This window comes from Rhodoferax sp. GW821-FHT09E07 (genome assembly GCF_059416145.1).
In genome coordinates this window covers 244,274-256,392 of record NZ_JBWKOP010000003.1, presented here as the reverse complement: position 1 = coordinate 256,392, position 12,119 = coordinate 244,274, and the positions used below count along the sequence as shown (strand labels likewise).

The 12,119-nt window shown below is 62.9% G+C and carries 10 protein-coding genes; 4 read left to right on the top strand and 6 right to left on the bottom strand.

Annotation, left to right across the window (positions count from 1 at the left end):
- Positions 1 to 24 precede the first annotated feature (24 nt).
- Genes AC07OE_RS06965 through AC07OE_RS06950 form a run of 4 tightly spaced genes read right to left on the bottom strand, consistent with a single transcriptional unit; the run spans position 25 to position 2,746 of the window.
- Positions 25 to 573: a class I SAM-dependent methyltransferase gene (locus AC07OE_RS06965; RefSeq protein ID WP_495069835.1), complete on the bottom strand. Its 549-nt coding sequence runs from the start codon at positions 571 to 573 to the stop codon at positions 25 to 27.
- Positions 570 to 1,382, bottom strand: coding sequence for an SDR family oxidoreductase (locus tag AC07OE_RS06960; RefSeq protein ID WP_495070082.1), 813 nt, complete (start codon positions 1,380 to 1,382; stop codon positions 570 to 572). Before AC07OE_RS06960 ends, AC07OE_RS06965 begins: the two co-directional genes overlap by 4 nt.
- 22 nt (positions 1,383 to 1,404) lie before the next feature.
- On the bottom strand, positions 1,405 to 1,530 hold the full coding sequence (locus AC07OE_RS06955; RefSeq protein WP_495069834.1) for a hypothetical protein: 126 nt from the start codon (positions 1,528 to 1,530) through the stop codon (positions 1,405 to 1,407).
- A gap of 1 nt (position 1,531) precedes the next feature.
- Positions 1,532 to 2,746, bottom strand: a complete 1,215-nt coding sequence (locus AC07OE_RS06950) for an MFS transporter (RefSeq protein WP_495069833.1) — start codon at positions 2,744 to 2,746, stop codon at positions 1,532 to 1,534.
- Between the two features lie 126 nt (positions 2,747 to 2,872).
- Here AC07OE_RS06950 and AC07OE_RS06945 point away from each other — a divergent pair, with 126 nt between their 5' ends.
- Genes AC07OE_RS06945 through parC form a run of 3 tightly spaced genes read left to right on the top strand, consistent with a single transcriptional unit; the run spans position 2,873 to position 8,112 of the window.
- On the top strand, positions 2,873 to 4,843 hold the full coding sequence (locus tag AC07OE_RS06945; protein WP_495069832.1) for a DNA topoisomerase IV subunit B: 1,971 nt from the start codon (positions 2,873 to 2,875) through the stop codon (positions 4,841 to 4,843).
- A gap of 44 nt (positions 4,844 to 4,887) precedes the next feature.
- A complete protein-coding gene (locus tag AC07OE_RS06940; protein WP_495069831.1) occupies positions 4,888 to 5,718 on the top strand; it encodes a lytic transglycosylase domain-containing protein in 831 nt (276 codons plus the stop codon).
- A 6-nt stretch (positions 5,719 to 5,724) separates the two neighbouring features.
- Entirely contained in the window at positions 5,725 to 8,112 is a 2,388-nt protein-coding gene (gene parC, locus AC07OE_RS06935) for a DNA topoisomerase IV subunit A (RefSeq protein ID WP_495069830.1), read from the top strand.
- Between the two features lie 8 nt (positions 8,113 to 8,120).
- Here the strand turns inward: parC and AC07OE_RS06930 are convergent, their stop codons facing one another.
- Positions 8,121 to 10,379 carry a heavy metal translocating P-type ATPase gene (locus AC07OE_RS06930; protein WP_495069829.1) on the bottom strand — a complete coding sequence of 753 codons (2,259 nt, stop codon included), beginning with the start codon at positions 10,377 to 10,379 and terminating at the stop codon, positions 8,121 to 8,123.
- Between the two features lie 76 nt (positions 10,380 to 10,455).
- On the opposite strand from AC07OE_RS06930, the gene cadR reads away from it, so the two are divergent.
- Positions 10,456 to 10,887, top strand: coding sequence for a Cd(II)/Pb(II)-responsive transcriptional regulator (cadR, locus tag AC07OE_RS06925; RefSeq protein ID WP_495069828.1), 432 nt, complete (start codon positions 10,456 to 10,458; stop codon positions 10,885 to 10,887).
- A 138-nt stretch (positions 10,888 to 11,025) separates the two neighbouring features.
- Here the strand turns inward: cadR and AC07OE_RS06920 are convergent, their stop codons facing one another.
- The gene (locus tag AC07OE_RS06920) at positions 11,026 to 12,063 is read right to left on the bottom strand and encodes a choice-of-anchor A family protein (RefSeq protein WP_495069827.1); all 1,038 of its coding nucleotides are present in this window, start codon (positions 12,061 to 12,063) and stop codon (positions 11,026 to 11,028) included.
- Positions 12,064 to 12,119: the final 56 nt, after the last annotated feature.

The window sequence follows — 12,119 nt, the reverse complement described above, 5'->3', positions numbered from 1 at the left end:
TTGTTCGGTAAACAGGCATTTTAACTAGAGTGTGTAGCGGCCCGGCAGAGCCCCGGATGTATCGGGGGTAAAGCTGTGTAAGGCGGCGATACGCTGCACGAAACGTGGCGGGTGGTCCAGAAACCCGTTTTCATAGGCCATGACCTGCAAACCCGCGCAGGCGCTGAGCAATTCGCCGGGTTGCAGCAGGAAGTCAGGCCGGCTGGGCCGCCCCACGGTTTCATTGCCGGCGGCAAAGGTTTCGTACAGCAACACACCGCCGGGCCCCACGCTGGCCACCAGCGTGGGGAATAGCGGGCGCCACAGGTAGTTGGTGACGACCACGGCACCAAACTGGCGGGGTACGTCGGCCTCCGTGAGCGGCCAGGGGCCGGCTTCAATATCGGCCGTGACCAGCGTGGCGCCGGGGACCTGTTGTGCGGCCGTCGTAGTGTCCTGGTCCACACCGGTGACCGCATGGCCACGTGCGGCAAACCATTGCAGGTGCCGGCCCGAGCCGCAGGCCACGTCCAGCACGGTGGCATCCGGTGTCAGCAGATGGCTCCAGCGCTGCACCCAGGGGGATGCACTCATTGCGGCTTGACGTGGTTTTTGAGCGCGGCCAGCGCCATCTTTTCCACCACGCCGGGAAGCAGCAGCTTGATGAAGCGGCCCAGCTTGCCCTTGGTGGTCATCACCACCTCGCGTTCCCGGCGGGCCATGCCGTCCAGAATCAGCCGCGCGCATTCCTCCACCGTCATGGCATTGTCTTCTTTCAAGCCGCTGGAGCCGGCAGCCTGGCCCGCCGCGTTGAGCCCGCGGCTGCGGATGTTGGTGAGCACCACGCCGGGGTAAGCCGTGGTTACGCTCACACCTGCACCGCGCAGCTCGGTGCGCAGCGCTTCAAAGAAGCCGGCCATGGCGAATTTGGACGCGCTGTAGGCCGTGCGCCCGGGCACGCCCACTAGCCCGGCCAGTGACGACACGGCCACGATGTGGCCCCTGCTGGCCTTGAGGTGGGGTAGGGCGGCGTGGGTGCACCACACGCTGCCCCAGAGGTTGATGCGCATGAGCTGCTCGTACCAGGCCAAGTCTTCTGCCTTCACATCACTGAACAAAGCCTGCGCCGAGATGCCCGCGTTGTTGATCAGCGCGTCCACCCGGCCAAATCGCTGCACCGTCTGGGCCACCAGGGCGCGACACTGGGGCTCTACCGACACATCGGTCGGCACTACCAGCACCTGGGCGCTTAGCGCGGTGCATTGGGCTGCTACCGCATGGAGCAGCTCGGCATTGCGCGCTGCCAGCACCAGCGCCGCCTTGGCACCGTGTTGGCGGGCCAGCTGGCGCGCCATTTCGGCGCCTATGCCGTCGGAGGCGCCGGTGATGATGGTGGTGTTCAGGCGATCGGTCATGTGCTATCCATTAAAAGCAGGCCCACACCTGGTTGGCCAGTTGGACCAGAAAGTCCGGTTGGGTATAGAGGTAAAACACGCCCAGCAACGCCATTGCCGTGGCGCTCCAGATAGCCAAGCGCTGTCGCTTGCCCATGTCAGTGGGCCAGCGCGGTGCGCTGGATAGGCGCTTCACGCACGGGCAAATTCACCAGCGCAGCCAGCACGCCCAGCGCAATGGCGATGTACCAGACGATGTCGTAGCTGCCGGTCTTGTCGTACAGGAAACCACCCAGCCAGACGCCCATGAAAGAACCGATCTGGTGGCTGAAGAACACAAAACCGCCCAGCATCGACAAATGGGCCACGCCAAAGATCTGCGCCACGGTGGCATTGGTCGGCGGCACCGTGGACAGCCACAGCGTGCCCATGACAGCGGAGAACACATACACGCTGGTGGGGGACAGCGGGGCAATCAGGAACAGGCTAATCGCAATGGCCCGCGCGAAGTAGATAAAGGCGAGGATGTTCTTCTTGGGCATTTTCTGCCCCAACACCCCCGCGGCGTAAGTGCCAAACACATTGAACAGGCCAATCAGCGCCAGCGCGTAGCTGGCTACCTGGGGCGACAAGCCCTTGTCCTTCAGATAGCTGGGCATGTGCACGCCAATGAACACCACCTGAAAGCCGCAAACAAAGTAGCCCGCCATCAGCAATTGGAAGCTGGGGTACTTGAAGGCCTCGCGCAGGGCTTGCGCGATGGATTGTTCGCGTTTGGGTGCCGTAGCACCGCCAAAACCGGGCTCCCGCAGGCCCCAGGCCAGCGGAATCATCAAGAGCGCCGCCGTGCCCAGCACCACCAGGGCCTCTTGCCAGCCCAGGTTACTGATCAGAAATCCCTCGGTCGGCACCATCAAAAACTGCCCGAAGGAGCCCGCCGCTGCGGCCACACCCATGGCCCACGAGCGCTTTTCCAGTGACACATTGCGCCCGATCACCCCGTAAATCACCGCATAGGTGGTGCCGGCCTGGGCCGTGCCAATCAGCAGGCCGCTGGCCAGGGTGAACAGCAGCGGGCTGTTGGCGTGGGCCATGCCCACCAACCCCAGCGCATACAAGACCGAGCCCACCACAATCACCCGGAACGCGCCAAACCGGTCGGCTGCCATACCGGCAAAGATGCCGGCTACGCCCCAAGTCAGGTTCTGAATGGCGATGGCGAAGGCAAAAGTTTCGCGGGTCCAGCCCTGGGCTTGGGTGATGGGCTGCAGCCACAGCCCGAAGCCATGGCGGATGCCCATGGACAGGGTGACGATGGTGGCACCGCAGGCCAGAACCTGCGCGATAGAGAGCGATGGGCGGGGGGCAGTCATCCTGCAAATGTAGCCCGTTTGCCAGCCCTGCGCTGGAGCCCGGGCGACAGGCCGATGGGTGGATAGGTAGCGAATTTCTGTATGTCCATACAGTTGTTTCTTTTGCCACCACTACAATGCGCCGCTATGGCTGTGAAACCTACCCCCGAATATTCCGAAGCGTCGATCCGTGTGCTCAAGGGCCTGGAGCCCGTCAAGCAGCGCCCGGGCATGTACACCCGCACCGACAACCCCCTGCACATCATTCAGGAAGTGCTGGACAACGCGGCCGATGAGGCGCTGGCCGGCTACGGCAAGAAGATTGCCGTGACCCTGCACGCCGATGGCTCGGTGAGCATTGATGACGATGGTCGCGGCATCCCGTTTGGCATGCACCCCGAAGAAAAGGCGCCCGTGATCGAACTGGTCTACACCCGGCTGCACGCAGGTGGCAAGTTCGACAAGGGCTCGGGCGGTGCTTACAGCTTCTCGGGCGGTCTGCACGGCGTGGGTGTGTCGGTGACGAATGCGCTGGCCAAGCGCCTGCAGGTGAGCACTTACCGTGAGGGCAAGGTGGCCGCGCTGGCGTTTTCAGGCGGGGACGTGATTGAGCCCTTGCAGGCCCGTGCGCAGGCCGCCGGTGACCGCAAGCAGGGCACCTCGGTGCGCGTCTGGCCGGACGCCAAATACTTCGAGTCCGCTGCACTGCCCATGGGCGAGCTCACCCACCTGCTGCGCAGCAAGGCGGTACTCATGCCCGGCGTCAGCGTTACGCTGGTGAACGAGAAAACCAAGGAAAGCCAGAACTGGCTCTACAAGGGTGGCCTCAAAGACTATTTGATGCAGACCCTGAATGGCGACCCGGTCATTCCGCTGTTTGACGGCGAGGGCTTTGCCGACAGCCAGAGCGACAACTTTGCCGAAGGCGAGGGCGCCAGCTGGTGCGTGGCCTTCACTGAAGAAGGCAACCCGGTGCGCGAAAGCTACGTCAACCTGATCCCCACCAGCGCCGGTGGCACGCACGAAAGCGGCCTGCGCGACGGCCTGTTCACCGCGGTCAAGGGCTTTATCGAGCTGCACAGCCTCTTGCCCAAGGGTGTGAAGCTCATGCCTGAAGACGTGTTCGCCCGTGCCAGCTATGTGCTATCCGCCAAAGTGCTGGACCCGCAATTCCAGGGGCAGATCAAGGAGCGTCTGAACTCGCGCGATGCGGTGCGTCTGGTCAGCAGCTTTGTCCGCCCCACGCTGGAGCTGTGGCTGAACCAGCACGTGGACTACGGTAAAAAGCTGGCAGAACTGGCCATCAAGGCCGCACAGACCCGGCAAAAGGCCGGCCAGAAGGTCGAGAAGCGCAAGAGCAGCGGCGTGGCCGTGTTGCCCGGCAAGCTCACCGACTGTGAGAGCCGCGACATTGCCTACAACGAAGTGTTTCTGGTCGAGGGTGACTCCGCCGGCGGCAGCGCCAAGATGGGGCGCGACAAGGAAAACCAGGCCATCCTGCCCCTGCGCGGCAAGGTGCTCAACACTTGGGAGGTGGACCGCGACCGCCTGTTTGCGAATACTGAAATCCACGACATCTCGGTCGCTATTGGCGTCGACCCGCATGGCCCCAACGACACACCGGACCTGAGCGGCCTGCGCTACGGCAAGGTCTGCATCCTGTCCGATGCGGACGTCGACGGCTCGCACATCCAGGTGCTGCTGCTGACCCTGTTCTTCCGCCATTTCCCCAAGCTCATCGAGACGGGTCATGTGTTCGTGGCACGCCCGCCGCTGTTCCGTGTGGACGCGCCGGCGCGCGGCAAAAAGCCCGCGAGCAAGGCCTATGCGCTGGACGAAGGTGAACTCACCGCCATCTTGGACAAGTTGCGCAAGGAAGGGGTGCGCGAGGGCGCATGGAGCATCAGCCGCTTCAAGGGCCTGGGTGAGATGAACGCCGAGCAGCTGTGGGACACCACGCTCAACCCCGATACCCGCCGTCTGCTGCCAGTGACGCTGGGCGCCATCGACTTTGGCGCCACGGAGTCGTTGATTACCAAGCTCATGGGCAAGGGCGAGGCTGCAGCACGGCGTGAGCTCATGGAGCTGCATGGCGATTCGGTGGAGATCGACGTCTGATTGCTATGAAAAGAATAGCTGCTTGCGCACTGTTGATGGGGGCTATGGCCTCATTTTATGCCCAGGCAGACGTGTGGGTATGGGTGGATGAGCAGGGACACAGCCACTTTGCTGCCGAGCAAATGGACGCCCGCTACAGCCTGTTTTATCGGGCGCCCGTCCAGCCTGCTGTGCCCGGTGTGGCCGAGCCTGCGGCCCCCGCCGCACCCGGGCTCAACCCCAAGCTGGCCGATTTTTTTGAATCGTCCCCGCGCTACCGCAAGATCCAGCCACTGCTCAAGGACGCGGCGGCGCGCTACCGTGTCGACTACGAGCTGCTGCAGGCCCTGGTGGCCACCGAATCCGGCTTTGACGCCGACGCCGTGTCGCCCAAGGGCGCCGTGGGTCTCATGCAGGTGATGCCGGACACTGCGCGCCGCTTTGGCGTGGATGGCGACCGCCGGCGCTCGGTGGAGTCCAAGCTGACCGACCCCAAGACCAATATCAACCTGGGCGCGCGTTACCTGCGGCTGCTGATCGACATGTTCCCCGGCAAGCTGGATCTGGCGCTGGCTTCGTACAACGCCGGCGAAGGCGCGGTTCAGCGCGCGGGCAACAAGGTGCCCAACTTCAAGGAAACCCAGAACTACGTGGCCACCGTGGGCGAGCTGTACACCGCGCTCAAACCCCTGCCCGTGGCCCAGGTGAGTAAGACACCCGGTGGCCGCGTGAAAGCCACCTACGGCGAAGGCTATGTACTGGCCGGCGCCCGTGATCCCTATATTTTGAAATCGCCCGGCGCACAGGGTGTCGCCCTGGGCGGCGCCGTTGGCCGCGGCAACATGGTGGCGCCTCTGCAGCGCCTGCCCGCGTCCGATACCCGAATAGCTGACTGACGAAACATGACTGACCAAACCACGCTTGATCTGATCCCCGAACCCGCCGCCCCCGGCGATGACAGCGAACTGAACCTGGCCACCTACGCCCAGCGCGCCTACCTCGAATACGCACTCTCTGTGGTCAAGGGCCGCGCGTTGCCCGATGTGTGCGATGGCTTGAAGCCCGTGCAGCGCCGCATTCTGTACAGCATGTCGCGCATGGGCTTGGGTTTTGGCGGTGCCAATGGCAACGCCGGTGCCAAGCCGGTCAAAAGCGCGCGCGTGGTAGGCGATGTGCTGGGCCGCTTCCACCCCCACGGCGACCAGTCCGCCTACGACGCGCTGGTACGCATGGCACAGGATTTTTCGCAGCGCTACCCGCTGGTCGATGGCCAAGGTAATTTCGGCAGCCGTGATGGTGACGGCGCCGCAGCTATGCGTTACACCGAGGCGCGCCTGGCCAAGATCACCACGCTGCTGCTCGAAGAAATCGACCAGGGCACCGTGGACTTCCAGCCCAACTACGACGGTTCGACTGAAGAGCCTTGTCAGCTGCCCGCGCGTCTGCCGTTCAGCTTGCTCAACGGCGCCAGCGGCATCGCAGTCGGCCTGGCCACCGAAATTCCCAGCCACAACCTGCGCGAGATTGCCGATGCCTGTGTGGCGTTGATCAAGACTCCCGCGTTGTCGGATGCCGATCTGTACACGCTGATCCCCGGCCCCGATTTCCCTGGTGGCGGCCAGATCATCAGCCCGGCGCAAGATATTGCCGATGCCTACCGCACCGGTCGCGGTTCACTCAAGGTGCGTGCGCGCTGGAAGATTGAAGACCTGGCCCGTGGCCAGTGGCAACTGGTGGTGACCGAGCTGCCGCCCGGTGTGAGCAGCCAGCGCGTGCTGGAAGAAATCGAAGAGCTGACCAACCCCAAGGTCAAGGCCGGCAAGAAGGCGCTGAGCCAGGAGCAAACGCAGCTGAAAGCCAGCATCCTCAGCGTGCTCGACGTAGTGCGCGACGAATCGAACAAGGACGCCATGGTGCGCCTGGTGTTCGAGCCCAAGACCAGCCGCATCGAACAGCAGGAGTTGATCACCGCGCTCCTGGCGCACACCAGCCTGGAAACTTCTTCGCCCATCAACCTCACCATGGTGGGGCTGGATGGCAAGCCGACGCAGAAGTCGCTGCGCCAGATGCTCAACGAATGGATCAGCTTCCGCCAGACCACCATCGAGAAGCGCAGTCGCCACCGCTTGGGCAAGGTACTGGACCGCATCCATATTTTGGAAGGCCGCCAGACCGTTCTGCTGAACATTGACGAAGTGATTGCCATCATTCGCCAGTCGGACGAGCCCAAGGCCGCATTGATTGAGCGCTTCAAACTCAGTGACCGTCAGGCCGAAGACATCCTGGAAATCCGCCTGCGCCAACTCGCGCGGCTCGAAGCCATCAAGATCGAGCAGGAGCTGTCCGAGTTGCGTACCGAACAAGGCAAGCTGGAAGAAATTCTGGGCAGTCCTGCGGCACTGCGCCGCCTCATGGTGAAAGAGATAGAGGCCGACGTCAAGGTGTTTGCCGACGCACGCCGCACCCTCATCCAGGCCGAGAAAAAGGCCGTGGCCGAAGTCAAGGTGGTGGACGAGCCCGTCACGGTTGTGGTGTCTGAAAAAGGCTGGGTACGTGCACGCACGGGCCATGGCCATGAGGCCTCCACCTTCGCGTTCAAGGCCGGTGACGGCCTCTACGGCACGTTTGAATGCCGCAGTGTCGATACGCTCCTGGTGTTTGGTTCCAACGGGCGTATCTACTCGGTGGCCGTGTCGCTGCTGCCGGGCGGCCGTGGTGACGGCCAGCCCGTCACCACGCTCATCGAACTGGAAAGCGGCACGCAAATCCTGCATTACTTTGCCGGACCCGCTGCGGCTACGCTGCTGTTGTCCAGCTCAGGTGGCTACGGCTTCATCGCCAGTGTGGACAACATGGTTTCGCGCCAGAAGGCCGGCAAGGCCTTTGTGGGCGTGGGTGAGGGCGAAACCCTGTGCGCACCATCCTTGGTGGCCGGTGCGCAAGGCAAGGTCACCGTGGCGGGTACCGCTGCCGCGGTGGTGGCACCCGCCACCCATGTGGCCTGCGCATCCACGCTGGGCCGCATCCTCACATTTGAGATCACGGAACTCAAGACCATGGAGAAGGGCGGCCGCGGCCTGATGCTGATCGACCTGGAAGCCAAGGACACCTTGGCCGGTGCCGCGGCCTACACGCGCAGCATCCGCATTGACGGCATTGGCCGCGGTGGCAAGGAGCGCGACGAGACGCTGGAAATCCGCAGTCTGAACAATGCGCGCGCCGCACGCGGTCGCAAGGGCAAGGCGGCGGATCTGGGCTTCAAGCCCACGGGCATTGCACGGGTGGAGTAAGCGGCCTGCTACTTGCGCAGCAGGCGCAACCCGTTGCCGACCACCAGCAGGCTGGCTCCGACGTCCGCAAAAACCGCCATCCACATGGTGCCCGTGCCCACCAGTGTCAAGGCCAAAAATACGGCCTTGATGCCCAAGGCCAGCACCATGTTTTGCACCAGCAGGGCATGGGTGCTGCGTGACAGGCGTACAAACCGGGGCAGCTTGCGCAGGTCATCGTTCATCAGGGCCACGTCGGCGGTTTCAATGGCTGTGCCCGTGCCCGCAGCGCCCATCGCAAACCCAATATCTGCGCGTGCCAACGCAGGGGCATCGTTGATGCCGTCGCCAACCATGCCCACGGCGCCACCCTGAGCGATTTTTCTTTCGATCACCTTGAGCTTGTCTTCGGGCAACAAGTCGCCACGTGCCTCGTCGATACCCACCTGTGCAGCAATGGCTCGGGCCGTATGGGCGTTGTCGCCGGTCAGCATGACCGTCTGAATGCCCAGAGCGTGCAGTTCGGCAACGGCTTGCTGGCTGCTCTCCTTGACAGTGTCGGCCACCGCAAACATGGCATGCACGGTCTGTTCGTCTGCCAGCAATATGACGGTCTTTCCTTGTTCTTCCAAGGCTGACAAACGGGCTTCCAGCGCATCGGAGCAACGGCCTTGTTCGTGGATGAGGCGGTGATTGCCCAAATAGAACAGCTTCCCGTCGATGACGCCTTGGGTGCCGCGGCCGGGCAGGGCTTCAAACGCTTCCACACTGCGTAACGCCACGCCATCGCGTCGGGCGGCTTCCGTCAGTGCTTTGGATACGGGGTGGTCCGAGCGACCCGCCAGGCTCGCCGCCAGACTGCGCACTTCCGTCGCTTCCACCCCGCCGAGCACCACAAAATCCGTCTGCGCGGGCTTGCCGTGCGTGATGGTGCCTGTCTTGTCGAGTGCCAGCCATTTCAGCTTGCGCCCCTCTTCCAGATAGACGCCGCCTTTCACCAGAATGCCCTGGCGTGCCGCAGCCGCCAGCCCGCTGACGATGGTCACCGGCGTGGAGATGACCAAGGCACACGGGCAGGCAATCACCAGCAACACCAAGGCTTTGTAAATCCAGCTGAGCCAATCGCCACCCACCAGCAGTGGCGGCAAGATGGCCACTGCCAAGGCAATGGCAAACACCACCGGGGTGTAGACGCGCGCAAATTGGTCAACAAAGCGCTGTGTGGGCGCACGCGCGCCTTGCGCTTCTTCCACCGCGTGGATGATGCGCGCCAACGTGCTGTCGTCGGCGGCTGCAGTGACGCTGAATTCGAAGGAGCCGGACGCGTTGATGGTGCCGGCAAACACTGGGTCCCCCTCGGCTTTTTCCACTGGCAGGCTTTCCCCGGTAATGGGGGCTTGGTTGACCGTGGACCGGCCACTGACAACGGTGCCATCCAGCGCGATACGTTCGCCGGGCTTGATCCGAACCCGCATGCCCACGGCCACCGATTGGGCGGCAACATCCTGCCAGCGTCCATCTACCTGCTGTACGGTGGCGCGTTCGGGCGCGAGCTGCATCAGGCCGCGGATGGCGTTGCGCGCCCGGTCCAACGACTTGGCCTCGATCAGTTCTGCAATCGTGAACAGCACCATCACCATCGCCGCTTCGGGCCATTGCCCCAAGAGAAGCGCACCTGTCACCGCGATGCTCATCAAGGCATTGATATTCAGGTTGCGGTTGCGAATGGCAATCCAGCCTTTTTTATAGGTGGTGATGCCGCAGGTGAAGACCGCGATCAGCGCCAGCGCCGCCGCCATCCAGGTGGGCAAGCCGGTCCACTCCACCGCCTCCGAGGCCAGGGCCGCGACCCCGGCCAGCGCCAAAGGCCACCAGGGTTTGGCGGGTTCGGGCGTGGGGGCCTCCTGCGCCGAGGTGCTGCCGGCCAACTCGGGCGTGAAGCCCAGCGCGCGCACGGCGGCCAGAATCGGTTCGATCTCCTTGGGGGCATGGGTCACCGTCAGCACCCGCTGCATCAGGTTGAACTCCAGCCCTGTCACACCTGGCATGCCGCCCAGCTTCTTGCGCAGCAGGCCTTCTTCGGTCGGGCAGTCCATTTGCATGATGCGTATAGGGGTCTGAACCCCATCCGCGCCCGCGGCTGCCTGACCCAATGGGGCCAAGGGCTGGACCGTACGCGATTCCGTGGCGCCACAGCAGGCATCACCGCCATGCGCGTGAGGGTGCGAGTGGTCATGACCATGGTCATGCGCGTGGCCATGGGAATCGTGTGAATGGGCGTCAGGCATGGGGGCTTTCCAGTGAGGTTGCACCCATTACACAACCTGAAGTTACTATAGAGTCAAGACATTTCTGGAGGCCGTCATGAAAATCGGTGAATTGGCCCAGGTGGCCCAGTGCACGGTGGAAACGGTGCGCTATTACGAGAAGGCCGGCCTGCTGCCCGAGCCGGCGCGCACGACGGGGAATTTTCGGGTTTATGGGCCTGAACACGTGGAACGCCTGCGTTTCATCCGCAACTGCCGCGCACTCGACATGAGCCAGGAAGAGATTCACACGCTGCTCAATCTGGCGGACCAACCCGCAGAAGGCTGTGGCGCCATCAACGCGGTATTCGACCAGCACATCGCCCATGTGAACGAGCGTATCCGTGAGCTCACGCATCTCAAAAAGCAGTTGGGCACGCTTCGGCAGCGCTGCGTCTCTGAGCAGGCGGTCGACGCCTGCGGAATCATGCAGGGCCTGGCCTCCATGGAGACGGAAGCCAAGCCCGAACGCCATACCCATCTGGGCTGAGCCGGCCAGGCACCAAAAAAACAGCTCCTGAATTAGGAGCTGTTCGCGCAATATCCACGGGGGCTAGCGCCCTATTTCTTCAAAAATTTCTCTGGGTTCTTCAGCCCGCCCGCTTTTGCTGAAATCCGATGCAGCAGGTTAGCGGCGGTGGCGCGTGTAGCGTTTGGCGGCCAACAGACCCAGCCCGGCAATCAACATCGCGTAGGTTTCTGGCTCTGGCACGGGCGTTATCGGGATGTGGCCCGCAAAGGGTTGCAGATGGATCTCGCCACGCTGATCCAGGCTGCTGGCCACCAGTGTGCCTTCGATGTTGTTGTAGTTGGTGACCTTCGCTTTGGTGGCCAGAATGCTGCCGCCGAACTGGCTGCCCAGGGTCACGTCCGTAGCGTTGTAGAAATTCCAGACGAAGTTCTGGCCATAAGTCTGGGCGGAGCCGCCCAGGAAGTTGGCCGAGATATGGATGTTGGTGTTGTCGCTGTTGAAGATGACCGTGGTTGCGCCATTCAGGTTGAACGCATATTCACCTTTGCTGAACACTGCGTCATCAATGGCGGTGATGTCGAACACGGCTACGCCGTGGTTGGCCACTGCGTTGAACGTGGCCTTGTTGCCGGAGAACACCACGCTGCTGGTGTTGGCCAAGGTGCTCAGAGAACTGGAGGTCTGGTTGAACAGGGTGCTGAAATTCACGGAAGCCGCGTTGGCTGCAGCGTCTGCAAGTGCGCTGGTGGCGTTGGTGCCTGTCAGGCGGCCGCTGTTGAAGTTGACGCCCGATGTGATGCCACCTACGGCTGTGGGGCCGCCGCCATTGAAGTTGGTGTTGCTGGCGTTGCCCGCCACGCGCGCGGCGCCACTGTTGATATTGGCAGATGACAGATTGCCGCCCACATAGGCGCCCAAGCCATTGACGTTGACTCCAGCGACGTTGCCCAAGACCGTGAGCCCGGCAAAGCTGGAGGCTGGGACTTGGTTGGCGTGTTGCGCGTAGTCGCCACCGCTCAGGTTGCCCCCAACGAAGGTCCGACCATCGACGTGCGAGTACGACTGCGCATTCCCCAGTACCACCAGGTTGAACTGCTGCAACGCCTGATCTGCGGTTAACGCGGCGTGGGAACTCCATGACGCGCCCAGCAGGGCGGCCCCAAGGGCAATGGTGAAAGTCCACGGATGACGCATGTGCAAAACCTTGAAAATGTAGCCAAATGTTACGAAGGAGTTTATCGGGCAATGCG

Excerpts from the sequence above, each read along its gene's own strand:
- AC07OE_RS06965 (WP_495069835.1), bottom strand. The coding sequence starts at position 573 with ATGAGTGCATCCCCCTGGGTGCAGCGCTGGAGCCATCTGCTGACACCG.
- AC07OE_RS06955 (WP_495069834.1), bottom strand. The coding sequence starts at position 1,530 with ATGGGCAAGCGACAGCGCTTGGCTATCTGGAGCGCCACGGCAATGGCG.
- AC07OE_RS06950 (WP_495069833.1), bottom strand. The coding sequence starts at position 2,746 with ATGACTGCCCCCCGCCCATCGCTCTCTATCGCGCAGGTTCTGGCCTGC.
- AC07OE_RS06945 (WP_495069832.1), top strand. The coding sequence starts at position 2,873 with ATGGCTGTGAAACCTACCCCCGAATATTCCGAAGCGTCGATCCGTGTG.
- AC07OE_RS06940 (WP_495069831.1), top strand. The coding sequence starts at position 4,888 with ATGGCCTCATTTTATGCCCAGGCAGACGTGTGGGTATGGGTGGATGAG.
- parC (WP_495069830.1), top strand. The coding sequence starts at position 5,725 with ATGACTGACCAAACCACGCTTGATCTGATCCCCGAACCCGCCGCCCCC.
- AC07OE_RS06930 (WP_495069829.1), bottom strand. The coding sequence starts at position 10,379 with ATGCCTGACGCCCATTCACACGATTCCCATGGCCACGCGCATGACCAT.
- cadR (WP_495069828.1), top strand. The coding sequence starts at position 10,456 with ATGAAAATCGGTGAATTGGCCCAGGTGGCCCAGTGCACGGTGGAAACG.
- AC07OE_RS06920 (WP_495069827.1), bottom strand. The coding sequence starts at position 12,063 with ATGCGTCATCCGTGGACTTTCACCATTGCCCTTGGGGCCGCCCTGCTG.